This window comes from Candidimonas humi (assembly GCF_019166065.1).
Lineage (GTDB): Bacteria > Pseudomonadota > Gammaproteobacteria > Burkholderiales > Burkholderiaceae_B > Candidimonas > Candidimonas humi.
The window spans coordinates 462156-487503 of record NZ_JAHTBN010000001.1 but is presented as its reverse complement, the minus strand read 5'-3'; the positions used below and the strand labels follow the sequence as shown (position 1 = coordinate 487503).

Below are 25348 nucleotides of genomic sequence, written 5' to 3'. Positions count from 1 at the left end.
AGCCAGCCCGGAAGAGAGTATCAGGTCGGGACCTTGCGCAGCATCTCCAGGCCAGTGACGCCGGCGGCGATTTCGCGCAGGGCCGTGACCGTAGGTTTGTCTTTGCTGTCGATGCGCGGCTCGTGGCCTTGGGCCAGTTCGCGGGCGCGGTAGGTGGCGGCCAGGGTGAGGTTGAAGCGGTTGGGGATCTGTTCCAGACAGTCCTCGACGGTGATACGAGCCATGGATAACCTGTATGACGTGGATGACGAAAAAAACGTGCTGAATCGAACGTGACGAAGATTTTACGCGGCGCCGCTGATGCCGAGCTGAGAGAACAGGCTGGCATGGCGCGCGGCTTGTGTGGCATACCGCAAGCGGGTTGCCGCCACGATTTGCGAAAGCTGCGTCAGCGCGACGCTAAATTCTTGATTAATAATAACATATTGAAACTCGTAGGCGTGCGACATTTCGCTGCCGGCGGCCAGCAAGCGGCGCGAGATCACGTGCGGGGCGTCCTGGCCGCGTTTGTACAGGCGCGTTTCCAGGGCTTCGATCGAAGGCGGCAGGATGAATATGCCGACGGCTTCGGGAAAGTGCTGGCTGATCTGGCGGGCGCCCTGCCAGTCGATTTCGAGCAGCACGTCGCGTCCCTGTGCGATGGCCTCGTCGATGCGGTCGCGCGGAGTGCCGTAGAAGTTGCCGTGCACTTCGGCCCATTCCAGCAGGGCGCCGGCCTCGCGCATGCGCAGGAATTCTTCTTTGTCGATAAAGCGGTAGTGCTGGTTTTCTTTTTCGCCGCTGCGCGGGGCGCGGGTCGTGCAGGAAATCGACAGCATCATGTCGGGTTCCTGAGCCAGCAGGGCATTGACCAGACTGGATTTGCCCGCGCCGCTGGGGGCCACCACCATGAATATATTGCCGCTATAGGATGCCATCGTCGTTCGTAGATAAAAATGAGGTGGACGCGATCGAGAATCGCGAGCCGCCGGGGCGCTGCGGTCAGTGCGCGGCGCCGCCCGCGTCCTGCGGCTGTCCCAGCGCCTCGAGCGTCGCCCGGTAGGCCGCAGTGTCTATGCACAGGAACACCGCGGCGTCTCCGGGATTCATATTGAAGGCCACGCTGCTCACTTGTTCGTCGGCGTCTTCGGCATGGCCCACCGCGGCCACGTGCAGGTCGCCGTCGGCTTCGAATTGTTCCTGCGGCACGAAGTCGGCCACCGCATTGACGTCGGGTTCGCTGATGACGGCGTAGGCCGTGAAGTGCAGATCCTCGATAGAGACCTCGAGGATCATGCCGTTGTCCAGGGTGCCGACGATGCGGCTGGTGGCGTTCATGTCGCGGGTAGTGCTGGTGTTCATGCGGCGCGCATTGTAGCGCCGAACGTGAAGGTGGTGATGTTGGCCGGAGGCAGGTTGGCCCAGACGATCCGGGATCGGGTGTGCTGCGGTTCCATGTACTGGCGCCATTTGGGCTTGCGCAGGTGGTAGCTGAACTGGATGGCCACGCCGTCTCGGCCCAGCAGCGTTTGCCATTGCTGCAGTATCGCGCGGGTCTGGTGTTCGGGCAGCGAGCACAGGGGCAGGCTGGATACGATCGCCCGGATCTTGCGCCCGGCGGGCACCAGCCGCGCCAGTTCGGCGGCATTGCCGTGCACGATGTTCAGCCCGGCGAAACGCTGGCGCAAGCGTTGCACGAAGGGGCGGGAATACTCCACCAGCATCAGGTCTTCGGGCGCGACGCCGTGGTCCAGCAGGGCTTGCGTGATGGCGCCTGTGCCGGCGCCCAGCTCTATCACCAGGCCGTCCGATTCGGCCGGCACTTGGCGCGCCATGTTTCGCGCCAGGTAGCGCGAACTCGGGCAAATGGCGCCGACTGCGCCTGGCTGGGTGAAGAGTTCCTGGATGAAGAGTCCGGGGGCGATGTTTCTGATGTATCCGGTGATCCGCTCTGCATGTGGAAAACGCAGTACTCGATGCATCTGCCGCCTCGTCCTGTGGTTTTGTGGCCTGCCACCTTATCAGCCCCGACCGTCGCCTGCGTTAACGATTTGTAAACGGCGCCAGGGCCGCGGCGACTCGGGAGCCTCCCGATCGTCCAAGTATATATTCGTTTGCGGCCGCCTGTCGGCTTCGTCGTTTTACGGGCCCTTGGCCTGCAACCCGCGGTTTTTTTATTCCATCTGCCGGCTGTTATTCCTATTCCAGCGTCGCGATCACGGGCGCGTGGTCGGAAGGCTGTTCGTTGCCGCGCGTCTGCTTGTCGATCTCGCAGGCAACGCAGTGCGGGCTCAAGGCCGGCGACAGCAGCACGTGATCGATGCGCAGGCCCGCGTTGCGGCGAAACGAGAACTGGCGGTAATCCCACCACGTATAGGACTTGGGCGGCTGCTCGAACTGGCGGAAGGCGTCGCTCAGGCCCAGCGCGGTCAGCGCCTCGAACGCCTCGCGCTCGGGCTCCGAGACCAGGACTTGTCCGGCCCACTTGGCCGGATCGTGTACATCTTCGTCGGCCGGCGCGATGTTGTAGTCGCCCAGTATCGCCAGGCGCGGATAGCGCTGCAGCTCGTCGGCCAGCCATGTGTGCAATGCCGCGTACCACTTCAGCTTGTAGGCGTATTTGTCGCTGCCGACCGCCTGTCCGTTGGGGCAGTAGGCGCTGATCACGCGTAGCGGGCCGCTCGGGCCGGGCAGGGTCGTGGCAATGATGCGCTGCTGATGGTCTTCGAAGCCGGGCAGGTTGCGCTGCGGGTCGGCGCCGGGCTCGCGCGATATCACGGCCACGCCGTTATAGGTCTTCTGGCCGGCCCATTGCGCGTGATAGCCGATGTCGGCAAAAGCCTGCAGCGGGAATTGATCGTCGGCAAGCTTCAGTTCCTGCAGGCACAGCGCGTCCACGGGATGGGCGCGCAGCCAGTCCAGGACCTGGGGCAGGCGCACCTTCAGGGAATTGACGTTCCAGGTGGCGAGTTTCATGCGATTGATAATACCGTTGAGAGTCAAATGCTTGTCACATAAGCACAAGCCTGTTTTATGGGCTAGCTACCCATCTGGCTACCCGATTCAGGCTTGATGGGCGCTTTTCTTCGTGTTGCGTGAATGCGGCTATGGTATCAGCACGATGCCTTGTTCCGCCCGATCATGGCATATAGATGTGGCGCCGGTTTGATCGTCGTCATTCGCGCGTGTCCCGCCTCAGTGCTGTTGCTTCCAGTGCGGATACAGGTCCGTTCTGCCTTCGAGGCGTGCCGGAACGTGCCGGATCTTCATGGACTGCTTTTCGAACGGTCTGGCCAGATCGGCGTAGACCTCCGCGGTCGATAGGCCGAAGGGGCCACCGTCTTCGTTGGAGTAGGCGTACGTCACTTCCGCAATGCCCGCCAGGCGCATCGCACCCATGCACATGGGGCAGGGGTGGCCGCTGGCGAACACGGAGCAGCCCGCGAGCGAGGCCGAGCCGAGGTGCCGGCTTGCTGCGCGGATGGCCAACAGCTCGGCATGCGCCGTGGGGTCGTTCGTGTCCATGATCTCGTTGACCGCCTGGGCGATGATCTTGCCGTCTTTGACGATCACCGCGCCGAAAGGGCGTCCGCCCTTGTCGACGTTGGCGTAGGCAAGCTCGATGGCCCGCTGCAGAAAATCCAGGTTCTTTTCCATTTTTCGTCCTTTCCAGAATCGTGTGAACAGGCCCTGATGCTCGCCCGCTGCGAGCAGTGGGCGTTCGATCTCGCGATAGCCGCGCGAGCATGCGTGCGACAGGGGCCTGACGCCCCCGCGATCTCAGCGAGATTGGGATTCGCCCCGGCCTTGAGCAGAATGTCCACGATCTGCCGGGATCAGGGCGGTACCTCCAAAGCGATTCGTGCTCTTGAGATCCGCGCCGTGTGCTTGGGGCCTCCAAGATGATGACTGCATCCAGGATAATCTTGCAGCGCATCATTTGGAAATTAAATTATTGGATAATAATTATTAAAAATACGCATGTTATGCTGATTATTCCCCCATCGGAGCTTTCAGCGAGCCGACCCGGCATGCTCGATCCTCGTCTTCTTCACGCATTCGTGGCCATAGTCGATGCCGGCGGCTTCACCGCCGCGGCGGACCGACTGCACCTCACGCAATCGACCATCAGCCAGCAGATCGCCAGGCTCGAAGAATCGGTCGGCCAGCAGTTGGTGGACCGCACAGCCAGGCCGATACGCGCCACCGTCTCCGGCGAGCGGCTGCTCGGCTACGCCCGACGCATCCTCATGCTCGAGAGCGAAGCCCAGGCGGCATTGAGCGACCCGGCGGGTGCCCGTTCGATCCGCATCGGTTTGCCCGAAGATATTGTCAGCGGCGAAATGGCCGGGATCTTCAAGGCATGCACCGCTGCCGACCGCTCCGTCCGGCTGGATATCACTACAGGTTTGAGCCGCGATCTGGCCGAACGCTATCGGGGCGGCGAGTTCGATATCGTCGTCGTCAAGGAACCGGCCGCGAGCGCGGACTGCTTCGCCACCTTCCCGGAGGCCATGGCGTGGTTCGAAGGCGAGGACGGTGTGCATGAATGGAGCGATCCCATTCCCCTGGTCGCGTTTCCGCCGGGCGGCCTTTATCGCGAGGCCATGTTCGACCGCATCGAGCGCGAGCGTCGGCGCTGGTACATTGCCTTTTCGGGCAGCAGTCTCCAAAGCGTCCTCGTTGGCGTGGAGTCTGGTCTCGGCTTGTCCGTGCTGCCCGTCCGGGCGACGAAGGGGCGCCGCGTGCGCTTGTACAACCCTTACGGCGTGGCGCCGCCCATGGCCGTCTCTATCTATACCTGGGACAAGAGCGGCCCGCTGTCGGAGTTGGTCAGCCTGATGGCGGCGGCTCTCGAAAATCGGTGACTCGCTCGAGCTTGAAGAGGCATGTTTCCGCAATGGGCGCCATGCGTGTCTGAAAGACCGTGCACTGCAGCGCCTGCGGCGCGAGCTGTGCATGCCGTGTACGCGGACGTTATCCGTGGGCCTCGCGCCGGCTTCGAAGCACGAGCCGGCTTGCCGGGCCGGCCATGGCTGCGGGCGGGATGCACCGCCGCGCCATGTGTAAAAACCTATTGCATGGCTATGCGCGCCGGGGCGCGTTTGCTACAGTGAAAACAGCCGAAGATCGATCGTGCTGGCCCTTGGACGGGAGGTCGACATCATGGCGAAGTTTCCACTTCTGGGCAGCGAAAGAGCGCAGTTGGCGGGTGCGCGTTGCACGGGCGCTGCCGATCCCGCCGAACGTCTCGAAGCTCTCGTGATAGTGCGCCGCAAAGGCCAGGACGAGCTGCGGCGCATGGCCGCGGGCTTGGCCGCAGGGCTCGACGTACCCGGCGTGCCCTTGTCCCGCAAGCAATTCGCGCGCAGATATTCCGCAAGCAGGCACGACATGGACGCCGTGGCCGGCTTCGCGCGCGACAGCGGGCTCGATGTGTTGCGCAGCGATGCCGCCATGGGCGGCGTGGTGCTGTCGGGCACGGTGGCGCAGTTCAACGCGGCCTTCGATGTGGATCTGCAAGGCTATGCGTACGGGCGTGAGCATTACCGCGGGCATGCCGGCCCGCTGCAGCTTCCCGAGCCTTTGCGGGACACGGTCGCCGCGGTGGTCGGCCTGGACAGCCGTCCCCAGGCGCGTCCTCATTTCCGCTTGCGGCCGCCCCTGCAAATCGCGCCGCATGCCGCTCGCGAGGCCTATCTGCCGTCGCAGGTCGCGTCGCTGTACAAATTCCCGCAAGGCGCCGGCACGGGACTATGCATAGGCTTGATCGAATTGGGCGGCGGCTACGACGCGAGCGACGCGCAGGCCTATTTTTCGGCGCAAGGCATAGACATGCCGCAGGTCGCCGTGATTTCGGTGGACGGCTCCGCGCATGCGCCTACCGGCGAACCGGGCGGCCCTGACGGGGAGGTCATGCTGGACGTCGAAATCGCCGGGTCGCTGGCGCCCGAGGCGCGGCTCGTCCTGTACTTCGCGGCCAATAGCGACGCCGGCTTCATCGAGGCATTGAGCCGGGCCGTGCACGACGACACCAACCGGCCGGCAGTGATTTCCATCAGTTGGGGCGGTCCCGAATCGGCCTGGTCCAGGCAGTCGGTCGATGCGCTGGATCGCGTCCTGCAGGCCGCCGCCGTGATGGGCGTGACGATTTGCGCGGCCAGCGGCGACAGCGGCGCCGGAGACGGCGTGCAGGACGGCGCCAACCATGTGGATTTCCCGGCCTCCAGCCCGTATGCGCTGGCTTGCGGCGGCACCAGCCTGCACGCGGCCGCCGGCGCAGCGCACGGGGAAGTGGTGTGGAACGACGGCAGGCAGGGCGGCGCGAGCGGCGGCGGGGTGAGCGGCCTGTTCGAGCTGCCCGCCTGGCAAGAGCATCTGAAGGTGCACAGTGCCGGCGCCGCGACGATGTTGGCGCGCCGCGGCGTGCCGGATGTCGCGGGCAATGCCGACCCCATGACCGGCTACAAGGTGCGGGTGGACGGCGCCGACGAAGTGGTGGGCGGCACCAGCGCGGTGGCGCCCTTGTGGGCGGCGCTGATCGCGCGCATCAACGCCGCCGCCGGCAAGCCCGCGGGCTACCTCAATGCGAAGCTGTACGGGCGGCCCGCGGCATTCAACGACATTACGCAGGGCAACAACGGCTATTTCACGGCCGCCTCGGGCTGGGACGCCTGCACCGGCCTGGGCAGCCCGGACGGCGCCAAGGTTGCTGCAGCGCTGCATGGGCCTGCTTCCGGGCCCGGCAAGAGCGCCGCGCCGCGCGCCGCCGCGCAGACGTCCATGGCACGCAGGGCACCCGCCAAGGCCTCCGACGACCGGCCCTGTTTCGACCCCACCGCCTATGGCAACGGCCCGGACGACGCGGTCGACGATGCGACCGAGAACGCGGCCGTCACGCATCACCGCATCAAGCTGGGCAGGCGCATATATGCCTATACGGCCACGGCCGGCCACCTCGTGGCGGTGGATTCCAGCAGCTCCAAACCCAGCGCCAGGATCTTCTACGTTGCCTACACGCTGGACGACGCGCATCCCGAGCAGCGTGCCGTCACGTTTTTCTACAACGGCGGGCCGGGCTCCTCGTCGGTGTTCGTGCTGCTCGGGTCGTTCGCGCCCCGGCGCATCAAGACCGATATGCCGGGCTACACGCCGCCCGCGCCCTACGCGATGGAAGACAATTCCGACAGCCTGCTCGACAGGAGCGACCTGGTGTTCATCAACCCTGTGGGCACCGGCTATTCGGCCGCCATAGCGCCCTGGAAGAACCGGGATTTCTGGGGCGTGGACCAGGACGCCGCCTCGCTCAAGCAGTTCATCAAGCGCTACCTGACTGCGAACGATCGCTGGAATTCGCCCAAGTTCCTGTACGGCGAGTCGTACGGCACGGCGCGCACTGCCGTCCTGGCCTATGCGCTGCACGAAGACGGCGTGGACTTGAACGGCGTCACGATCCAGTCCTCGATACTGGACTACACCCAGGCGGGCAATCCCGTCGGCGTGCTGCCCACCGCGGCGGCCGATGCCTGGTATCACAAGAAATCCACAGTGCGCCCGCGGCCCCGCAATCTGGATGCGTACCTGCGCAAGATATGCGAGTTTGCGCAGGGCCCCTATGCGGCGGCGCTGCGGCAGTTGCCCGGGATCGACCCCGCGGTCCTGGACGAACTGGCCGCCTGCACCGGGATGGACGCGGCCACGCTGCGCGCCTGGCATCTCGACCTGGCTGCGAGCGACGCGCAGGGCAGGTCGCTGTTCCTGCTCGGCCTGCTCAAGGACCAGGGACTGGCGCTGGGCGCCTATGACGGGCGGGTCAGCGCGATCGACACCGGCATCGCCGCGGGCATATCGCCCAATTCGGGCGGCAATGATCCGAGCATGACGGCGGTCTCGGGCGTCTACACCGCGATGTGGCACAGCTACTTGAACGAAGACTTGAAATTCACGTCGAACTCGTCCTACACGGACTTGAACGACCAGGCGTTCCGGCATTGGGACTTCGGCCACATCGATCCCACGGGCGCCCAGAAAGGGCTGGATGCCAAGGGCAGGGTGGTGCTCTACACGGCCGGCGATCTCGCCGCGGCCATGAGCCTGAACGTCGACCTGAGGGTGCTGTCGGTCAATGGCTACTACGATTTCGTCACGCCGTTCTACCAGACGGTGTGCGACCTGAGGGACATGCCGCTGGCCGATGCCTCGGTGCGGCGCAATCTGGATGTGCGCTTCTATCCATCGGGGCACATGGTGTACCTGGACGGCGCCTCGCGCACGGCGCTCAAGGCCGTGCTGGCGCGGATGTACGACGCGGCGCTTGCCGACCACCCCGCCGTGGCGCGCATCCGCGCCTTGCAGGCGGCGGCCCGCAAGGCTTGAACGGCCTGGCTGTCCAGGAGAACAGCAGGGCGGGGGCGCGCAGCCGCAAGAGCCGATATCGCAGGCCCCCGCGGCTGCCGCCCGCCGGTTCTTCCGCTCAGAACCGGACGGACGCGTTCAGGCTGATGTTGCGCGGGTCGCCCGGCTTGATGTAGTTGTCGTACTGGTATTCCCAGTAGGCCTTGTTGGCCAGGTTGTTCACGGCCACGCGGAAAGTGGTGTCGTGCCCCGCGATGCGCGTGTCGTAGCTGGCGCCCAGGTTGAAGACGGTGTACGAGGGCAGCTTCAGGTCGCCCGCCGGGCGCAGCGTGGTGCTGCCGGTGTACTTGGCGTCGGCGTGCAGGCTCAGGCCTTCGACCTGAGGCACGCTGTAGGAAACCTGGGCCGCGGCGACGAAGCGCGGCGCGCCCGAGACGCGCTGGCCGTCGTAGCTCGAGCCTTTGTCATAGGTCGCCTTCAGCAGCATCACGTTGCCGCCGACGCGCCAGTTCGAGCCCAGCAGCGCAGAGGCGCCCAGCTCCATGCCCTGATAAATGGACAGGCCGTTCTGGACCAGCTCATTGTTGCTATTGGCGTATTGCGCGCCGCGCTCGATGCGGAACAGCGCCGCGGTGGCGGCCCAGCGCTGCTGCTCGGTCTTGATGCCGACCTCGTATTGCTTGCTGACCAGCGGGCTGAGCATCTGGCCGCCGTTGGCGTAGATGTCGTCCACCGTCGCCCCTTGTTCCAGGGACTCGATGTAGCTGGCATACAGCATGGTGCGTGGCTGCAGCTTGTACATCAGGGCCACGGTCGGAGTGACCACGCCGTTCTTGTCATAGCGCGCCGAGCTGCTGCCTGCGGGCGTGTAGCTTTCCTGGCGGTAGTTGGTGTAGCGCAGGCCGCCCAGTATCGACCAGCGATCGCTCAGGTCTATCGTGTCGCTGGCGAACAGGGCCTGCTGCACGATGTCGCTGTCCTGGTACACGCCGTAGTTGCCGCCGCTGTAGTAGGCATTGGTATTTTGTGTCCAGAGCGAGCCGGTGCCGATCTTGTCGTAAAAACTGTTGGCGCTGTAGTTGTTGACCTGCTTTTGCCACGAGGTGCCCAGGACCACGTGGTGCTTGATGCTGCCGGTGTCGAACTTGCCTTCGAGCATGGCCTGCCACTGGTTGAACTGGTGGCCTTCCTTGGTGTCGGAGCGATAGTCGTCGTAATCGCCGGCCGCATCGGTCAGGTACAGAATGCCTTCGTTGCGAAAGCGCGAGGCGGTGCTGTGGCTGAAGTTGGTGCTCAGGGTCCAGTCCGGCGCGATCTGGTATTTCAGGCCCGTGGAATAGAACTGGAAGTTCGTATCCAGGTGCTGGCCCGGGCCCAGCAGGCGCTGATCGGTGTCGTGGAATACCGAGGGCAGGCTGGAAGCGGTGTACAGCCCGGTGTAAATAGAAGGCTCCTGGCCGCGGGTCTTGCGGTCCTGGTATATGGATTCGAAATCCCAGGTGAGCTTGTCGGTCAGGCGCGCGTCCAGCGCCAGCGAGAACGAGTTGCGGTAGAGCGAGCCGTCGTTATAGGTGCGGCCTTCTTCGTGGGTGGCGTTGAGCCGGTAGCCGAAGGCGCCGTCGCTGCCCACGCGTCCGCCGATGTCGGCATGTTCGCTCCAGATATTGTCGGAGTGATAGCCGATGTCCAGGCTGCGCAAGGGCTCGTCCGTGGGCTTCTTGGTGACATAGTTGACCAGGCCGCCGGGCGAGCCGAAACCGTACATGAAGCCCGAAGACCCCTTGAGCAGGTCGATCTGCTGGAACTGCTCGTAAGGCAGGGTGATGGCGTAGCTGAGGAAGGGCTTGCCGTCGATGCGATAGGCGTTCTGCCAATCCAGGGGCAGGCCGCGCACCGTGATATAGCTGGCCCAACTGGTGTAGGCTCCGCTGTTGTCGGTCACCGAGGCATCGGCGGCGAACACGTCGCCCAGCTTCATTACCTGCCGGTCCTGCAGATCGGTGCTGGTCACGACGGTGGTGGAAAACGGCGTCTCCAATTGCGAGCGATCGCCCAGCGCGCCGCTTTCGACCTTGTCGCGCAAGTGCAGCGGCATGCTGTCCTCGCGCGAGCCCTGGACGTTTACGGCCGGCAGCAGGGTGACGGCCTTGCCGTCCGTGCCTGCCGTGGCCGCGGCGTCATTGGCGGGCGAGCTTGCGGCCTGGTCTGCGGCGGTGGCGCACAGCGGCATGCCGGCGCCCAGCGCCAGCAGCAGTGCCCAGTGTCCGGCGTGTCCCGCACGCATGGCAGCGCGGCCTCGGGCCGGCTTTTGCGGCGCTTGTTCAACGCTCGTTTCGATGTTCAACTTTGATTCCTCTTCGGCTGGGGGCGCGGAAATCGGTTTCCGCGAAAACCAAGAATATTAGTGCCAATGAGAATCGTTTTCAATATCGATTGATGCAGGAATTTCTGCATGCCGAGGCGGCCGGCTTCTCCCGACTGTGGCGCCGTGGCAATATGGCCTTGAAAAACAGAGGCTTGCATACTGCCTTTCAGGTTTCTTAAAGACGAACATGCCATAATGTTCGGCTATCATGAAAAAACGTATTGGCAAGTCCGTGACCATAAATACCCCAGGCAATACCAGCGAAGCAGCCCGTACCGGCGTACGCGAAGAGGGCAGTACGGACGGCCTGCCGGTCGCTCCCGAACTGAGTCTCAGCCTGGATGCGGCGCGCATGCCACTGCGTTCCACGCTGATCGACCGGCGCGTGCTGCGCATCATCGGTATTTCCTTGTTGTTGGGCGTGGCCGCGGCCGTGGTGGCCAAGGTGCTGATGGTGCTGATCGGCCTCATCACCAATCTCAGTTTCTATGGCCGTTGGTCGACGGCGTTTTCCTCGCCCGCCGATGCGGTGCCCCACCTGGGCCTGTGGGTGATCCTGGTGCCCGTAGTGGGCGGGCTGATCGCCGGTTTCATGGCGCGCTGGGGTTCGCGGGCGATACGCGGGCACGGCATCCCCGAAGCCATGGAGCAGGTGCTGCTCAACGAATCGCGCATTCCCTCGCGCATCACATTCTTGAAGCCCGTGTCCTCGGCCATCGTCATCGGCACGGGCGGCCCGTTCGGTGCCGAAGGCCCCATCATCGCCACAGGCGGCGCGCTCGGCTCGCTGATCGGGCAACTGCTCAAGGTCACCGCCAGCGAGCGCAAGGTGCTGCTGGCGGCGGGGGCGGCGGCAGGCATGGCGGCCGTGTTCTCGGCGCCGATCTCGGCGGTGGCCCTGGCCGTGGAACTGCTGCTGTTCGAACTGCGCGCGCGTTCGCTGATACCGGTGGCACTGGCCTGCGTGGCCGCTACGGGGGTGCGCTACCTGCTGCTGGGATCCACCCCCGTGTTCCTCATGAGCCATCTGGCTGCGCCCGGCGGCGAGGCGCTGATAGCCTATGTGCTGATAGGCGCCATCGTCGGGCTGATCAGCGTCGGGGTCACGCATATCGTCTACGGCATCGAAGACGCCTTCGAGCGTCTGCCCGTGCACTGGATGTGGTGGCCCGCGATCGGCGCGGTGGTGGTGGGCGTGATCGGCTACTTCGCGCCGCTCACGCTGGGCGTGGGCTACACCAATATCGACGACATCCTCAATGGCCGTCTCGCGCTCGGTGCCCTGGGCTATCTGTGCGTGATGAAATTCATTTCCTGGTCCATCTGCCTGGGCAGCGGCACCTCGGGCGGGACGCTCGCGCCCTTGTTCACGATCGGCGGGGCGCTGGGCGCCATCATGGGCATCCTGCTGGCGAACTACCTGCCTTCCATGGGCGTGGATCCGCGCATCGCGGCGCTGGTCGGCATGGCAGCGATTTTCGCCGGCGCGTCGCGGGCCTTGATCACCACCGTGGTCTTCGCCTTCGAAACCACCGCCCAGCCCGCCGGCCTGCTGCCGCTGCTGGGCGCATGTACCGCCGCCTACCTGGTTTCGGCGGTGTTCATGCGCAACACCATCATGACGGAAAAGATCGCGCGCCGCGGGGTGCGGGTGCCCTCGGAATACAAGGCCGACTATCTCGAACGCGTGCTGGTGAGCGACGTCTGCGAAAACGACGTGGTGACGCTGCGGGCCGACCAGACCATAGGCGAAGTGCGCGAATGGATCGCCGGCGGCCGCCCGGCCGGCCAGCACCAGGGCTACCCCATCGTCGACCAGGCCGGGCATGTGCTGGGGGTGCTGACCCGGCGCACCTTCTTCGATCCCAAGTGGTCGCCTGCCGCCACCCTGGGCGAGCTGATCGTGCGGCCGCCCGTGGTAATCACCATGGACCATACCCTGCGCGAAGCGGCCGACCACATGGTGATGGAAAACGTCGGCCGCCTGCTGGTAGTGGACAAGTCCGATACCTCCCGGCTGCTGGGCATGCTGACTCGCGGCGATCTGCTTTCGGCCCATGCGCGCCGCCTGAAGGAAGGCCGGCGCCTGCGGCGGCAGATCAACCTGAAGACCTATCGCCGCATGCGCGCGCGCCGGCGCCGCCAGGCCCAGCCCAGCGCCTAGCGGCCTTGCCTGCGTTTGCTGCCCGGCGTCCGGTGTCCGGCCGGGCCGCCGCAGGCATGCGCGCTTTCCTGTTTTGATGGCAAGCCGCCGGCCCGCGCGGCCGCGCTTCAGTACGTGCCTGTGCGTCCGGGGCGTTGCGGCCTGCGCTGCCACCATAGATACAAGCCGCTGGCCAGCACCACGATCAGGAACACGTCCAGCAGCGCCCACAGAAACTTGAACACCAGCCCGCCGTAGTCGCCGAAATGCAGCGGCCTGGAGGCTTCCAGCGCCCACAGGTACCAGGGTGGAGGCCCGGCATCGGCCGCCGAGCCGTCGGTGGCGTCCACCAGCACAGGATGCAGCAGGCGCGAGGTCAGCGGACTGCTCCCGCGCATGTACACGGCATAGTGCGCCGGGCCGCCGAACATCGAACCAGGGTAGGCCACGAAACTCACTACGCCGTCGGGCATTGCGCGCCGTGCTTCGTCCACGGCGGCCTGCAACGAGGCGCCCGGACTGCCGGCATGGTGCGGGCGCTGCGCCAGGTCGAGCCTGGAGTAGATGCTTTTCTGCCACGCGCCGAACACTTGTGCGTCCAGCGTGTTCATGACGCCGGTGGCGCCCACCACCAGCATCCATGCCAGCGCCGCGACGCCCAGAAGATTGTGCAGGTCCAGCCATTTCAGGCGCGGTGCGCGCCCTTTGCGTATGGTGCCGAAGCGCAGCTTGCGCATGAAGGGGCCATACAGCACAGTGCCCGAGACCAGCGATGCCAGGAACAGCATGCCCATCGCACCCAGGAACAGCTTGCCTGCCGGGCCCATCAGCATATCGGTGTGCAGGGCCAGCAGCAGCGACATGAAGTTGCCGTGGCGCCAGTCTTTTTCGCTCCACGCCTCGCGCACGATGACGCCGCGGGCGGCGTCGACGATTGCGAACGGCTTGACATCGCCGTGCGCGCCGCGCGGTCGGCTCAGGCCGACGCGATACAACTGCGGCTGTTCGAGCCACACCACGAACTGGATGCGCCGGCCTGGGTATTGCCGGCGCACCAGGGCAGTCACTTGATCCAGGTCGAGTGGATGCGCGAGCGCCGCAGCGGCCGTCGCCGTGTCGGGAGGATCCGAGAGCGCATCGATCTCGTCGTGGAATATGAGAGGCAGGCCGGTGACGCACAACATCAGCAGGAAGGCTGTGCAGATCAGGCTGGTCCAGCGATGGACGGCGATCCAGGTCTTGGAGTGGCGCATGGTGGTTCGGCTTTCGGGCGCTACGCGAGCGGGGCCCGCATTCAGTAGCTCAGCGTGGCGGTCAGGGTGGCCGAGCGGCCCGGGCCCAGGTCGCCCATGAAGTAATGCACCTTGGTGTAGTAAACCTGGTCGAACATGTTCTGCACATTGAGCCGCAGTTGCAGATGCTTGTTGACGACGTAGCCGGCCATGGCGTCGAAGCGCCAGTAGGCGGGTGCGTAGCAGTCGCGTCCGCAGGCGGTGCCGTAGCGCTTGCCGACGTAATAGGCGCCTGCCCCGAGCGTGAGCTTGGGCGTGGTCTGGTAGGTGCTCCATAGGCTGAAGCTGTTCTTGGGCGTGTCGGGCAGGGGCTTGCCCACGGTATCGTCGTTATAGGCGCCTTTCTGGATCTCGCTGTCGAGATAGGTATACCCCCCGTACACCTTCCATTTCGGGGTCAGGCTGCCGCCGACCCCCAGCTCGAAGCCGCGCACCCGGCTTTCGCCGGCCTGCTCGTAGACTCCGGGCTCGACAAGAATATTGGCGTTCTTGCGCTGCGTGTTGAATACCGCAGCGGTCAGGGACAAGCGGTCATGCAGCAGATTCCACTTGGTGCCGACTTCCACCGTGGTGCTGCGTTCGGGTTCCAGATTGTCGTTGGAGGCGCTGACCTTGTCGTAGTCGCTGCCGCCCAGCGCCGCGGGGGTAGAGGCCGTGCCCAGGCTCGCGTAGATGCTGCCGTAGGGCACGGGTTTATAGACCAGCCCCAACTGATAGTTGACGAAGTCGTTCTTCTGGCGCGCCAGCGTTGCGCCGCCCTTGATGCTGCGGGTGTCGTAGTTGTCCCAGCGCAGGCCGGCGTTGACCAGCCATTGCGGCGTGAGCTCGATGGTGTCGAAAGCGTACAGCGCCCGCGTATCGGTCTTGTAATAGGTCGGATTGTGGTTGCGCCTTACCGTCCCCGTCCATGCCTGGTCCGGATCGGGGTTGTACAGACTGGTGCAGTCGTGCGACAGCCACAGGTCGGGATAGGCCTGGCACTGCGGCACGCTGCCGGTCTGCACCGCCGCGTTCGGGTCGCTGCTGGTCACGGTCCAGCCGTCTACGGTCCATTTCTCGTGGCTGAATTCCATCCCTACATCGAATGAATGCTTGATCGAGCCGGTACTGAGCTTGCCGTACAGGTCGGTCTGGTTGGCCAAGGTATCGGTGCGAGTCCATTGGCTCTTGGCCTGGCGGAATACGGTGCCGGCCAGGGTACCCGGCATGTTGATCTCGGCGTACAAGGGCGATGCGCCGTTGGGAGCGGTGGCGACGTAGCTGTTGGTGGATTCCCCGTAGCGCGTGGTGTTCCGGATCGTCAGCGTGTCGGCCAGGTCGTGCTCCAGGCTCAGCGTGCCGATGTCGGTATCAGTATGGCGGAAGTCGCGGTCGGCCAGGCCATAGAAATTGCTGCGGCTCACGCCCGCCAGCGGTGCGCCGCTGCGCGGATCGACCGGGATGCTGTAATCGGGCATGCCGTCGTCCTGCAAGTGGTAGTAGCTCAGCGTGACGCGCGTGGCGGTGCCCAGGCCGAAGGAAATCGAGGGCGCCACGCCCCATTTCTCGAAATTCACTGCGCTGTCGCGGCCCGGCACATTACCTTGGTCGTGCATGAGGTTCAGGCGCAGCGCGCCGGTGTCCGACAGCCGCCAGTTGCCGTCGACGGTCTCGCGCACATTGTTGGCGGTTCCCAGCGCCAGTTCTCCTTCGGCGAAATTGTCCAGCTTGGGCATCTTGCTCACCAGATTGATGCCGCCGCCGCCTCCGCCGCGCCCGAAATACACGGAGTCCGGGCCCTTGCTTACCTCCACTTGCTCCACGTCGAAAACCTCGCGTGTCTGGGCGCCGATGTCGCGCATGCCGTCCACCAGCATGTTGGAGGTGGAGTTGAAGCCGCGGATGACCGGACGGTCGGCCAGCGGAACGCCGCCTTCCCCGGCGGCGAAGGTGATGCCCGGCGTGGTGCGCAGCACGTCCTGCAGCGAGGTGGATGCGGTGTCGCGGATGATTTCTTCGGGGACTACGGTGATGCTGCGCGGGGTGTCCAGCAGCGGGGCGGTGAATTTGGGCGAGGCTGCCGCAATAGGGCGATAGCCGCTGCTCAGGCGTTCGCCCTGCACCCGCACCGGACTGAGCATCGCGGCGCCGGACTGTGGTTCCAGGCGCACGATGGTGTAGGCGCCGCCGGTGGTGGTGCGAGCTTGCAGGTCCGAGCCGGCGAGTGCGGCGCCCAGCGCTTGTTCGACGTCGAACGTACCCTGGACGCGAGGCGCCATGCGCCCCTTGACCAGCGCGGGATCGAGAACCAGCGGACGTCCGCTGATCTCGGCGATGGTATTGAGCGTGGCGCTCAGCGGGCCGGCCGGCAGGTCATAGGCATGGCGCGCCTGCTGCGCATAAACGGGGGCAAGGGTAGACAAGGCCAGGACCGCGGTCAGCGGCAGGGCGGCGTCGGGGCGTAGTGGCATGTAGGCTCCGGTACGGACACGGGGGTGGGTCTAGGGGCCGCCCATACCGAAAGAGACTCTGCTTTCGATGCGGGCGATATCTAGGCAAGTGCCTGCGGAGCAGTGAATCGGACAAATAATTACATTTGGTTTCAAATGCGCGCTGCGACGTCGACGTAGAGAGCGCCGTAGCGGGTGATGGCCACCGGCAGGACCTGGGCCAGCATGTCCAGCGCTCGGTCGGTGTCGTCCAGCGGCAGTACGGCCTGGACGCGAATCGGCGCGGCGGCGGCCTGCACATGAAGAATGCCGCGGCGGTACGCCTGTAGAGCCCGCACTACTTCGGATAGCGGCTCGTCCAGCACTTCCAGGCGGCCCTGGCGCCAGGCCGCCCGGGCACGGATTTCCGCGGCGTCCAGCATTTGGACGTGCGAGCCGCCGAGCCGGCAGCCCTGGCCCTCGCGCAGCAGCCAGGAGTCGCCGGACGCGGGCGAGACGATGAGGTCTTGTTCCAGGGCTGCGACCAGGCTGTGGCGCGTGCCGCGCGACACCAGAAAGCGGCCTGTGTCGCCGCCGGCGGTGCTGGCCTCGCAATGCGGCGTGGATACTCGGAACGGCGCGGCTGCCGCCGGGGATATCAAGGCCTGCCCTTGCAGCAGGTTCAGCTTGGGGGCGCCGCCGGCATACGACATGTCGGCGCTGGAGCGGGCATTGAGCATCAGGCCGCTGCCGTCGGCCAGGCGATATGTACGGCGCTCGCCGGTTGCGGTGGAGTAGCCGGCCAGCAGTCCGCGCAGGGGTGTGACGCGATCCAGTCCGGCCGCCGCCAGGCCGGCCGATGCACCGCCCGCCAGCATCAGCGCCAGGACCGTGCGCCGCGTACATCGGGGCTGGGCCAGGATTTCCTGCAGGCCCTGGCTGCGCCCGGGCACGATGTCGGCCAGGCTGCGCAGTCCGGCGCTGCAATCCTGCAGGCGCTGCAGCACATCGGACCAGGCCTGTTCGTGCCTCGGAGACGAGGCACGCCAGGCCGCGCAGGCGGCATGGTCGGCGGCCTTGGCGCCGCCCGAGTCCAGCAGGATCGCGTAGCGGACAGCCTGGGCGACGATGGGGTCGTTTTCGGTGTTCATGCGCTCGTGCATTGGTGTGTTTTCATGCGTTCAAGTGTTCGTGGCCTGGTCTGGCGCTTGCCCGCGACCGGCGGCGATGCAGCACAGCGTCGCCTGCTGCAGGTAGCGGCCTACGGTGCGCACGGATACGCCGAGCCGCCGCGCTATCGTTTCGTGGTCCAGGCCGTCGAGCATGCGCAGCAGGAATGCCATGCGCACGGGTATGGGCAGCCGGTGCATCCAGGCGTCGAGTTGTTGCAGCGCCTGTATCGCCATCAATTGTTCTTCGGCGGAAGGGCAGGTGTGCTCGGGCATCGTTTGCAGGCGCGACAGGTAGACGTTTTCGACTCGCCGGCGGCGCCACAGGCGCATGGCCAGCCGACGCGCGATGGTCGTCAGGAAGGCTTCGGGTTCGGCGATCTGCCGTGCGTCCGGCATCTGCACTACCTGCGCGAAGGTTTCGGCGGTTACGTCCTCCGCGTCTTGCAAGCAGGGCAATTGGCGCCGGATGCGGCGCAGCAGCCGGGGCTGATGGCTGGCGTAAAGCTCGGCCAGGTAGGCCGTCGAGGATGCGTCTCGCTCCATGCGGTTACAAGAATTTTTATAAAATTAGTGATAATAATTCGTATTATCGTTTATATGAAACCAGGGATCAATCCGCCGCCTATGGCTGGCGGCAATTCCCTTGCCGGCCTCGGGTATGATGGACCCGGCATCCGCGCAGCGCCGCTGTGCATGATTAGTCATTCGAATTCAGGTACGAGATTTCCGGAGGATCCATGGAAGAAGTTCTGGTGATGGGAGCCTGCCGCACGGCAGTGGGCGATTTCGGCGGCGGGCTCAAGGACGTGCCGCCTTGCGACCTGGGGGCTGCGGTGGTCAGGGAAGTGCTGCGCCGCGCCGAAGTGGAAGGCCCGGACGTCGGGCATGTGGTGTTCGGCCACGTGATCAACACCGAGCCGCGCGATATGTATTTGTCGCGGGTGGCGGCGCTGAACGCCGGCCTGCCTCAGGAAACCCCGGCCTTCAACGTGAATCGCCTGTGCGGTTCGGGCCTGCAGGCCATCGTTTCGGCCGCGCAGGCCATACGCCTGGGCGATACCAGCATCGCGATCGGCGCGGGCGCAGAAAGCATGAGCCGCGCCCCCTACATCGCACCTGCGCAGCGCTGGGGCGCGCGCATGGGCGACAGCGTGCTGGTGGACATGATGACTGGGGCGCTGTCCGACCCCTTCGACAAGATGCACATGGGCGTCACGGCCGAAAACGTGGCCCGCAAATATGAGGTTTCGCGCGCCGACCAGGACGCGCTGGCGCTGACCTCTCATCAGCGCGCCGAGGCTGCCATCGCGGCGGGCCGCTTCAAGGAACAGATCCTGCCCATCGTGCAAAAGACGCGCAAGGGCGAGGTGGTCTTCGACCAGGACGAGCACGTGCGCAAAGGCGCCACCGCCGAGAACTTTGCTGGGTTGCGGCCCGTGTTCGCCAAGGAAAACGGCACGGTGACGGCCGGCAATGCATCGGGCCTGAACGACGGCGCCGCGGCCGTGCTGCTGATGAGCGCCTCGCGGGCCAAGGCGAGCAACGCCATGCCCATGGCGCGGCTGGTGGCCTATGCGCATGCCGGGGTCGATCCCAAATACATGGGCATCGGGCCGGTGCCGGCCACGCGCATGGTGCTTGCCAAGGCCGGCCTGAGCCTGGACCAGCTCGATGTCATCGAAGCCAACGAGGCTTTCGCGGCGCAGGCCTGCGCGGTCACCAAGGAACTGGGCCTGGACCCCGCCAAGGTCAACCCCAACGGCAGCGGCATCAGCCTGGGCCATCCCATCGGCGCCACGGGCGCCATCATCACGGTCAAGGCCCTGTACGAATTGCAGCGGGTGCGCGGCCGCTATGCGCTGGTCACCATGTGTATAGGCGGCGGCCAGGGCATAGCGGCGATCTTCGAGCGTGTCTAGCATGCCGTCACATGCTTGTTGCGCGCCGCGCGCATACGCAGCGCCGCGCCCTGGTGCTCAACTTTGCGGGCGGGTCCGGGCTCGGGCCTTGTCCCGGAAATCCACGACCCAGCGCGGCCCGGCATGAGCCGCGCTGATCCCGGTGCCCGGGCTCCCTCGGGCGACGAGCCTACCTTGTCGGAATCCGACGGCATACGCTATCTGCATTTCGGCACGGAATGGATACAGGGGGCGATGCGTATTTCCAGGCCGTCGGAACTGGTGCTGGCATATACGCAGCAGATGATGGCCTGGCTGCTGTTCCTGGAGCCGGGCGCGAGCGACCGCGTGGGCATCCTGGGGCTGGGCGCCGGATCGCTGTTGCGCTATGTGCTGCGGCATACGCGCTCCGAAGTCGCCGTGGCGGAATGGAACCCGCGCGTGACGGGCATATGCCGCGCCTATTTCCGTTTGCATGACAATCCGCGCCTGGGCATCGATCACGAGGACGCGGCGCTCTGGGTCCGCAGGCCCGGCAATCGCGGCAGTTGCGCCGCGCTGATGGTGGACTTGTACGACGCGCAGGCGCGCGGGCCGGTGCGCGATACGCTCGAGTTCTACCTGGATTGCCGCGCCGCGCTGGCCGAGGTCGGCGTGGTCACGGTAAACCTGTTCGGCGACCACGAAAGTTTTCCCCGCAACCTGGCCAATATCCGCAAGGCCTTCGATGGGCGGGTGCTGCAGTTGCCCGAGGTGGACGCGGGCAACCGCGTAGTGCTGGCCTTCAAGGGGCCGCTGCTCGATGTCAGCGTGCGGCAGTTCCTCGAGCGCGCCGAGGCGGTGCAGTCGCGCTACGGGCTGCCGGCGCTGCGCTGGGCCCGCTCGCTGCTGGCGGGCGGCGCGGGCGCGCTGCGCGTCTAGGCGGCGTCCGTACGCGAGGCCTGTGCCGCAGGCCACATCCATGCTGCCCGAGGCGCCGCGGCCCGTCTCCAGGCAAGCAGGGATATCCCTTGCGGCAGGGCTTGCACTAACGCGCTAGACTTACTGCCTGTTTGCGGCAGGGCGGGCAAGCCCCGGGAAGGCGGCCGGAGCCAGGTGCGTTTGGTTGCGGCCGGGCGTGCAGCCGGGCCGGCATGCCCGGCTTGCGCTTGGGCCCGCGGGCCTTGCTGACGGCAAGGCCGCGCCGTCCATCTATCCATTGTTGTTCAAGGAGCCTGGCATGAAGTTTTCTCTACGCACCAAACTGGCGTTCGGCGCGGCCATACTCGCGAGCGCCGGCATGCAGGCCGGGGCGTGGGCCCAGCCCGCATCCGTGGCGGTGACCTCCATCGTCGAGCATCCGGCGCTGGACGCCGTCAAGGACGGGGTCAAGGAAGCGCTGGCCGAGGCGGGCTACACCGAGGCCTCGGGCCTGAAGTGGCAATTCCAGACCGCACAGGGCAATACCGCCATAGCCGCCCAGATCGCGCGCAAGTATGTCGGCGACAAGCCCGACGTGATCGTCGCCATTTCCACGCCTTCGGCGCAGGCCGTGGTGGCTGCCACCAAGACCATACCCGTGGTCTATTCCGCCATCACCGACCCGGTCGCCGCGCAACTGGTCAAGACGCTGGGCCCGTCGGGCACCAACGTCACGGGCGTGTCCGATGCGCTGGCGCTGGAAAAACAGATCGAACTGATCAAGCAGGTGGTGCCCAAGGCCAAGCGGGTAGGCATGGTGTACAACCCGGGCGAGGCCAATTCGGTAGTAGTGGTGCAGCGCCTGCGCAAGCTGCTGCCGGCTGCCGGCCTGTCGCTGGTCGAGGCCACCGCTTCGCGTACAGTCGACGTCGGCGCCGCAGCGCGCAGCCTGATCGGCAAGGTCGACGTCATCTACACCAATACCGACAACAACGTGGTCTCGGCCTATGAATCGCTGGTCAAGGTCGGCAACGACGCCAAGATTCCTCTTATCGCTTCGGACACCGACAGCGTCAAGCGCGGCGCCATCGCCGCCCTGGGCGTGAACTATCACGACCTGGGCGTGCAGACCGGCGAGATGGTCGTCAAGATACTCAAGGGCACCAAGCCGGGCACCATAGCCTCCGAGACCAGCCACAAGCTCGAGCTGTACGTCAATCCCGGCGCCGCCAAGAAGCAGGGCGTCACGCTGTCCGAAGCCTTCATCAAGTCCGCCGCCAAGGTCGTGCAGTAAAGGTCGGGCCGCGCAGGTGGGGCCGCCTAGATGGGGCCGCCTAGGTCGGGCTGCGCAGGTGTGGCCCCTTAGGTGCGGCCGCCTGGCCGGTATCGCCGGCAGCCGGGCGCAAGGCCCAGCCGGCGAGGCGCCGCCTCCATGTTCCCCGGTGACGCCCGGCGCCGGCATATGCTGGCGGCCCTGTCCACACCGGGCCCGATACCGGCGCCCGCGCCCATGCCGATATATCCTCCCTGTGCCGACCGCGATACCGTCCGCACATACGTCCTGTTTCAGCTCCGAGGCCCGTTCACACTAAAATGGGCGCTCGCTCTAGTGTGAACCCATCTTTATTCCTTCATGTCTATTTATTCCCTTTGGGGCGCCTTTGAAATCGGCCTGATATTCGGGCTGGTGGCGCTGGGCGTGCTGATTTCCTTTCGCATGCTCAACTTCCCCGACCTGACGGTCGACGGCAGCTTTCCGCTTGGCGGCGCGGTCGCCGCCACGCTCATCAGCGCGGGCATCGATCCCTTTACCTCGACGCTGGCGGCGATATTGGCCGGCGCGCTGGCGGGCGCCATTACCGGCTGGCTCAATGTCAGGCTCAAGATCATGGATCTGCTGGCCAGCATCCTGATGATGATCGCCCTGTATTCCGTGAACCTGCGCATCATGGGCAAGCCCAATGTGCCGCTGATCAACAACCCCACGGTGTTCACGGTGCTGCAGCCGCCGGGCCTGAGCGACTATGTGGCGCGGCCCTTGCTGCTGCTGGTGCTGGTGATCGCGATCAAGTTCATACTCGACTGGTTCTTCTCGACCCAGATGGGGCTGGCCATGCGCGCCACGGGCTCGAATCCGCGCATGGCGCGTTCGCAGGGCGTGGCCACCGGCAACATGATCCTCGGCGGCATGGCCATTTCCAATGCGCTGGTGGCGCTGGCGGGGGCCTTGTTCGCGCAGTCGCAGGGCGGTTCGGACATATCCATGGGCATAGGCACCATCGTCATCGGCCTGGCTGCGGTGATCGTGGGCGAGAGCGTAATGCCTTCGCGCCGCCTGGTGATTGTGACGCTGGCGGTGATAGTCGGCGCGGTGCTTTACCGCTTCTTCATAGCCCTGGCCCTGAATGCCGACTTCATAGGCCTGCAGGCCCAGGACCTGAACCTCGTGACCGCCGTGCTGGTGACGATCGCGCTGGTGATACCGCTGGTCAAGAAGCGCCTGCGCGGCAAGAGGGGACGCTGACATGCTGAGCGCAAAAGACATCAACATCACCTTCAACGCCGGCACCCCCATCGAAACCCGGGCGCTGCGCGGCATGTCGCTGGACATACCCCAGGGCCAGTTCGTCACCGTGATCGGTTCGAACGGCGCAGGCAAATCGACCTTCTTGAACGCCGTTTCGGGCGATTTACCCATAGATAGCGGCACGATACTTATCAACGGCCAGGACGTGACGCGCAAGCCCGTATGGGCCAGAGCGACGCAAGTCGCGCGCGTGTTCCAGGACCCCATGGCGGGCACCTGCGAAAACCTCAGCATCGAAGAAAACATGGCGCTGGCCTACAGCCGCGGCCGGCGCCGCGGGCTGTCGCTGGCGGTCAAGAAGCCCATGCGCGAGGAATTCCGCGAGCGCCTGGCGATCCTGGGGCTGGGCCTGGAAAACCGCCTCACCGACCGCATCGGCTTGCTCTCGGGCGGCCAGCGCCAGGCCGTGAGCCTGCTCATGGCCGCCCTACAGCCTTCGCGTATCCTGCTGCTGGACGAGCATACCGCCGCGCTCGACCCCCGCACTGCCGATTTCGTCTTGAACCTGACCGTGCGCATCGTCGAGGAAAGCCGGCTCACCACCATGATGGTCACGCACAGCATGCGCCAGGCCCTGGACGTGGGCCAGCGCACCGTCATGCTGCACCAGGGCAATGTGGTGCTGGACGTGTCGGGCGATGAGCGCAAGGGCATGGACGTGCCCGATCTGCTGGCCATGTTCGAGCGCGTGCGCGGCGAAAAGCTGTCGGACGACGCGCTGCTGCTCGGCTGAAAGCGGCGGGCATGGCCGCAATCCCGGCGCCGGCCGCAACGCTTGCCGCGGCCCTGGGCCGGCTGCCCGCTGTGGGCCGGTTCAAAGAAATAAGAAGAAAATAGCGTCGAATTTCATTTTATTAGACATAATTTAGCTTTATACTCGCCGTTTACAAAAAGACAGGATCTTCCCGCCGCGCCTCGCTGTGACGCGGTGTTGAAAGGGAGTTTTATAAATGCCGATAGTCCATCCGCCCTTGTGGCGGAAAGCCCGGGTTGCCGTTAGTCTGTCTATAGCTGCGCTGGCGCTGGCCGGCTGCGGCGAGAAGCCGAAACCGGCGGCCGGGGGCATGAAAGTTCCGGTCAGCGTCATCACGGTGCAGCCTCAGCACACGGCCATCTATACCGAATTGCCCGGCCGCGTCGAAGCCATCAAGGACGCCGAGATCCGCGCCCGCGTCAACGGCATCGTCACCAAGGTAGCCTTTACCCAGGGCGGCGACGTCAAGGAAGGCGACCTGCTGTTCATCATCGATCCCGCGCCTTACAAGGCGGCGCGCGACCAGGCGGCGGCGCAGCTCAAGAAGGCCCAGGCCGACGCCCGCAGCGCGCAGTTGCTGGCGCAGCGCTACGCCAACCTCATCAAGGTCAACGCGGTCAGCCGCCAGGACTACGACAACGCGGTGGCGCAGGCCGGCCAGGCCGCGGCCACGGTCGCCGCGGCCAAGGCCTCGCTGGAATCCGCCGATATCGACCTTGGCTATACGCGCGTCGTGTCCCCCATAACGGGGCGCATCGGCAAGTCGCTGGTTACCGAAGGGGCATTGGTCAGCGCCAGCGGGGCTACCCAGCTTGCGACCGTGCAGGAACTCGATCGCGTCTATGTAGACTTCAGCCAGTCGACCACCGATCTGTCGCGCCTGCGGCGCGCGCTCGCCAGCGGCGAACTGGAACAGACCAGCTCCGGCAAGGCCAAGGCCGAAGTCGTGCTCGAGGACGGCACCCTGTATGACCACAGCGGCGAACTGCTGTTCTCCGGCGTTACGGTCGATCCCAATACCGGGCAGGTGAACCTGCGGGCGGTATTCCCCAATCCCGACAAGATCCTGCTGCCCGGCATGTATGTGCAGGCCCGCATCGAAGAAGGCGTGGACCAGAAGGCGCTGCTGGTGCCGCAGCAGGCGCTGCAGCGCACCGCCGAAGGGCTCAGCGCCTTGTACGTGGTCAAGGACGGCAAGGCCGCGCAGGTAATGGTCCAGGTCGGCCCCGAAGTCAAGGGCAAGTCGGTGATCTACAAAGGCCTGCAGCCTGGCGACCAGGTGATGGTAGAGGGCTTCCAGAAGGTCCGGCCCGGCGCTCCGGTGCAGCCCAAGCCCTGGACCCAGCCCAAGCCGCAAGGCGCTGCAGCGGCGGCGGCCCCGGCTGGCGCAGACAAGGCGCCTGGCGCTGCAGGGGACAAGCCCGCCGCCACGCAGTCCAGCGCCAAGGGTTAGGGCCCCGCCGGTACACGACACTGGATGGCCACGGCCTGCGCC

General features: G+C 65.5%; 20 protein-coding genes. 9 read left to right on the top strand and 11 right to left on the bottom strand.

Annotated features, from left to right (window positions below):
- Window positions 1-20 precede the first annotated feature (20 nt).
- The 6 genes from rpoZ to KVP10_RS02075 all read right to left on the bottom strand — a co-directional run bounded on the left by rpoZ (window position 21) and on the right by KVP10_RS02075 (window position 3636).
- Window positions 21-224, bottom strand: coding sequence for a DNA-directed RNA polymerase subunit omega (gene rpoZ / locus KVP10_RS02100; protein ID WP_217962804.1), 204 nt, complete (start codon window positions 222-224; stop codon window positions 21-23).
- A gap of 60 nt (window positions 225-284) precedes the next feature.
- Window positions 285-917: a guanylate kinase gene (gmk, locus tag KVP10_RS02095; protein ID WP_217962803.1), complete on the bottom strand. Its 633-nt coding sequence runs from the start codon at window positions 915-917 to the stop codon at window positions 285-287.
- A 64-nt stretch (window positions 918-981) separates the two neighbouring features.
- On the bottom strand, window positions 982-1341 hold the full coding sequence (locus KVP10_RS02090; RefSeq protein ID WP_246600244.1) for a hypothetical protein: 360 nt from the start codon (window positions 1339-1341) through the stop codon (window positions 982-984).
- Entirely contained in the window at window positions 1338-1949 is a 612-nt protein-coding gene (locus KVP10_RS02085) for a class I SAM-dependent methyltransferase (RefSeq protein WP_376810919.1), read from the bottom strand. Before KVP10_RS02085 ends, KVP10_RS02090 begins: the two co-directional genes overlap by 4 nt.
- 229 nt (window positions 1950-2178) lie before the next feature.
- Complete coding sequence (gene xth / locus KVP10_RS02080; protein WP_217962801.1) at window positions 2179-2955, bottom strand: exodeoxyribonuclease III; 777 nt, start codon at window positions 2953-2955, stop codon at window positions 2179-2181.
- Between the two features lie 219 nt (window positions 2956-3174).
- Window positions 3175-3636, bottom strand: coding sequence for a nucleoside deaminase (locus KVP10_RS02075; RefSeq protein WP_217962800.1), 462 nt, complete (start codon window positions 3634-3636; stop codon window positions 3175-3177).
- Between the two features lie 269 nt (window positions 3637-3905).
- Between KVP10_RS02075 and KVP10_RS02070 the strand changes: the two genes are divergently transcribed.
- Together KVP10_RS02070 and KVP10_RS21195 are read left to right on the top strand one after the other, a co-directional pair.
- Window positions 3906-4847, top strand: a complete 942-nt coding sequence (locus tag KVP10_RS02070) for a LysR family transcriptional regulator (protein WP_217962799.1) — start codon at window positions 3906-3908, stop codon at window positions 4845-4847.
- Between the two features lie 298 nt (window positions 4848-5145).
- Window positions 5146-8355 carry a protease pro-enzyme activation domain-containing protein gene (locus KVP10_RS21195; protein WP_246600242.1) on the top strand — a complete coding sequence of 1070 codons (3210 nt, stop codon included), beginning with the start codon at window positions 5146-5148 and terminating at the stop codon, window positions 8353-8355.
- A gap of 97 nt (window positions 8356-8452) precedes the next feature.
- Here KVP10_RS21195 and KVP10_RS02055 read toward each other — a convergent pair whose 3' ends face one another.
- Window positions 8453-10564 carry a TonB-dependent siderophore receptor gene (locus tag KVP10_RS02055; protein ID WP_217963063.1) on the bottom strand — a complete coding sequence of 704 codons (2112 nt, stop codon included), beginning with the start codon at window positions 10562-10564 and terminating at the stop codon, window positions 8453-8455.
- 343 nt (window positions 10565-10907) lie between these two features.
- Between KVP10_RS02055 and KVP10_RS02050 the strand changes: the two genes are divergently transcribed.
- Complete coding sequence (locus tag KVP10_RS02050) at window positions 10908-12863, top strand: chloride channel protein (protein ID WP_217962798.1); 1956 nt, start codon at window positions 10908-10910, stop codon at window positions 12861-12863.
- Window positions 12864-12970: 107 nt separating this feature from the next.
- On the opposite strand, the gene KVP10_RS02045 is transcribed toward KVP10_RS02050, so the two are convergent.
- From KVP10_RS02045 to KVP10_RS02030, 4 genes are all read right to left on the bottom strand, one after another.
- Window positions 12971-14095: a PepSY-associated TM helix domain-containing protein gene (locus KVP10_RS02045; RefSeq protein ID WP_217962797.1), complete on the bottom strand. Its 1125-nt coding sequence runs from the start codon at window positions 14093-14095 to the stop codon at window positions 12971-12973.
- Between the two features lie 41 nt (window positions 14096-14136).
- Window positions 14137-16584: a TonB-dependent siderophore receptor gene (locus KVP10_RS02040; RefSeq protein ID WP_217962796.1), complete on the bottom strand. Its 2448-nt coding sequence runs from the start codon at window positions 16582-16584 to the stop codon at window positions 14137-14139.
- A gap of 131 nt (window positions 16585-16715) precedes the next feature.
- Window positions 16716-17693: a DUF4880 domain-containing protein gene (locus KVP10_RS02035; protein WP_217962795.1), complete on the bottom strand. Its 978-nt coding sequence runs from the start codon at window positions 17691-17693 to the stop codon at window positions 16716-16718.
- 30 nt (window positions 17694-17723) lie between these two features.
- A complete protein-coding gene (locus KVP10_RS02030) occupies window positions 17724-18257 on the bottom strand; it encodes a sigma-70 family RNA polymerase sigma factor (RefSeq protein WP_217962794.1) in 534 nt (177 codons plus the stop codon).
- A 194-nt stretch (window positions 18258-18451) separates the two neighbouring features.
- Between KVP10_RS02030 and KVP10_RS02025 the strand changes: the two genes are divergently transcribed.
- The 6 genes from KVP10_RS02025 (at window position 18452) to KVP10_RS02000 (ending at window position 25306) form a co-directional block, all read left to right on the top strand.
- Window positions 18452-19633, top strand: a complete 1182-nt coding sequence (locus tag KVP10_RS02025) for an acetyl-CoA C-acyltransferase family protein (protein ID WP_217962793.1) — start codon at window positions 18452-18454, stop codon at window positions 19631-19633.
- Window positions 19634-19756: 123 nt separating this feature from the next.
- Entirely contained in the window at window positions 19757-20533 is a 777-nt protein-coding gene (locus tag KVP10_RS02020) for a class I SAM-dependent methyltransferase (RefSeq protein WP_217962792.1), read from the top strand.
- A 298-nt stretch (window positions 20534-20831) separates the two neighbouring features.
- The gene (locus KVP10_RS02015) at window positions 20832-21806 is read left to right on the top strand and encodes an ABC transporter substrate-binding protein (protein WP_217962791.1); all 975 of its coding nucleotides are present in this window, start codon (window positions 20832-20834) and stop codon (window positions 21804-21806) included.
- Between the two features lie 339 nt (window positions 21807-22145).
- A complete protein-coding gene (locus KVP10_RS02010) occupies window positions 22146-23036 on the top strand; it encodes an ABC transporter permease (RefSeq protein WP_217962790.1) in 891 nt (296 codons plus the stop codon).
- Between the two features lies 1 nt (window position 23037).
- Window positions 23038-23832: an ABC transporter ATP-binding protein gene (locus KVP10_RS02005; protein ID WP_217962789.1), complete on the top strand. Its 795-nt coding sequence runs from the start codon at window positions 23038-23040 to the stop codon at window positions 23830-23832.
- Between the two features lie 331 nt (window positions 23833-24163).
- Window positions 24164-25306: an efflux RND transporter periplasmic adaptor subunit gene (locus KVP10_RS02000; protein WP_343218675.1), complete on the top strand. Its 1143-nt coding sequence runs from the start codon at window positions 24164-24166 to the stop codon at window positions 25304-25306.
- The last annotated feature ends 42 nt before the right edge of the window (window positions 25307-25348 follow it).

What these genes read in the sequence shown, in the direction of transcription:
- rpoZ (WP_217962804.1), bottom strand. Translation starts at nt 224, where the DNA reads ATGGCTCGTATCACCGTCGAGGACTGTCTGGAACAGATCCCCAACCGC.
- gmk (WP_217962803.1), bottom strand. Translation starts at nt 917, where the DNA reads ATGGCATCCTATAGCGGCAATATATTCATGGTGGTGGCCCCCAGCGGC.
- KVP10_RS02090 (WP_246600244.1), bottom strand. Translation starts at nt 1,341, where the DNA reads ATGAACACCAGCACTACCCGCGACATGAACGCCACCAGCCGCATCGTC.
- xth (WP_217962801.1), bottom strand. Translation starts at nt 2,955, where the DNA reads ATGAAACTCGCCACCTGGAACGTCAATTCCCTGAAGGTGCGCCTGCCC.
- KVP10_RS02075 (WP_217962800.1), bottom strand. Translation starts at nt 3,636, where the DNA reads ATGGAAAAGAACCTGGATTTTCTGCAGCGGGCCATCGAGCTTGCCTAC.
- KVP10_RS21195 (WP_246600242.1), top strand. Translation starts at nt 5,146, where the DNA reads ATGGCGAAGTTTCCACTTCTGGGCAGCGAAAGAGCGCAGTTGGCGGGT.
- KVP10_RS02055 (WP_217963063.1), bottom strand. Translation starts at nt 10,564, where the DNA reads ATGCCGCTGTGCGCCACCGCCGCAGACCAGGCCGCAAGCTCGCCCGCC.
- KVP10_RS02050 (WP_217962798.1), top strand. Translation starts at nt 10,908, where the DNA reads ATGAAAAAACGTATTGGCAAGTCCGTGACCATAAATACCCCAGGCAAT.
- KVP10_RS02045 (WP_217962797.1), bottom strand. Translation starts at nt 14,095, where the DNA reads ATGCGCCACTCCAAGACCTGGATCGCCGTCCATCGCTGGACCAGCCTG.
- KVP10_RS02040 (WP_217962796.1), bottom strand. Translation starts at nt 16,584, where the DNA reads ATGCCACTACGCCCCGACGCCGCCCTGCCGCTGACCGCGGTCCTGGCC.
- KVP10_RS02035 (WP_217962795.1), bottom strand. Translation starts at nt 17,693, where the DNA reads ATGAACACCGAAAACGACCCCATCGTCGCCCAGGCTGTCCGCTACGCG.
- KVP10_RS02030 (WP_217962794.1), bottom strand. Translation starts at nt 18,257, where the DNA reads ATGGAGCGAGACGCATCCTCGACGGCCTACCTGGCCGAGCTTTACGCC.
- KVP10_RS02025 (WP_217962793.1), top strand. Translation starts at nt 18,452, where the DNA reads ATGGAAGAAGTTCTGGTGATGGGAGCCTGCCGCACGGCAGTGGGCGAT.
- KVP10_RS02020 (WP_217962792.1), top strand. Translation starts at nt 19,757, where the DNA reads ATGAGCCGCGCTGATCCCGGTGCCCGGGCTCCCTCGGGCGACGAGCCT.
- KVP10_RS02015 (WP_217962791.1), top strand. Translation starts at nt 20,832, where the DNA reads ATGAAGTTTTCTCTACGCACCAAACTGGCGTTCGGCGCGGCCATACTC.
- KVP10_RS02010 (WP_217962790.1), top strand. Translation starts at nt 22,146, where the DNA reads ATGTCTATTTATTCCCTTTGGGGCGCCTTTGAAATCGGCCTGATATTC.
- KVP10_RS02005 (WP_217962789.1), top strand. Translation starts at nt 23,038, where the DNA reads ATGCTGAGCGCAAAAGACATCAACATCACCTTCAACGCCGGCACCCCC.
- KVP10_RS02000 (WP_343218675.1), top strand. Translation starts at nt 24,164, where the DNA reads ATGAAAGTTCCGGTCAGCGTCATCACGGTGCAGCCTCAGCACACGGCC.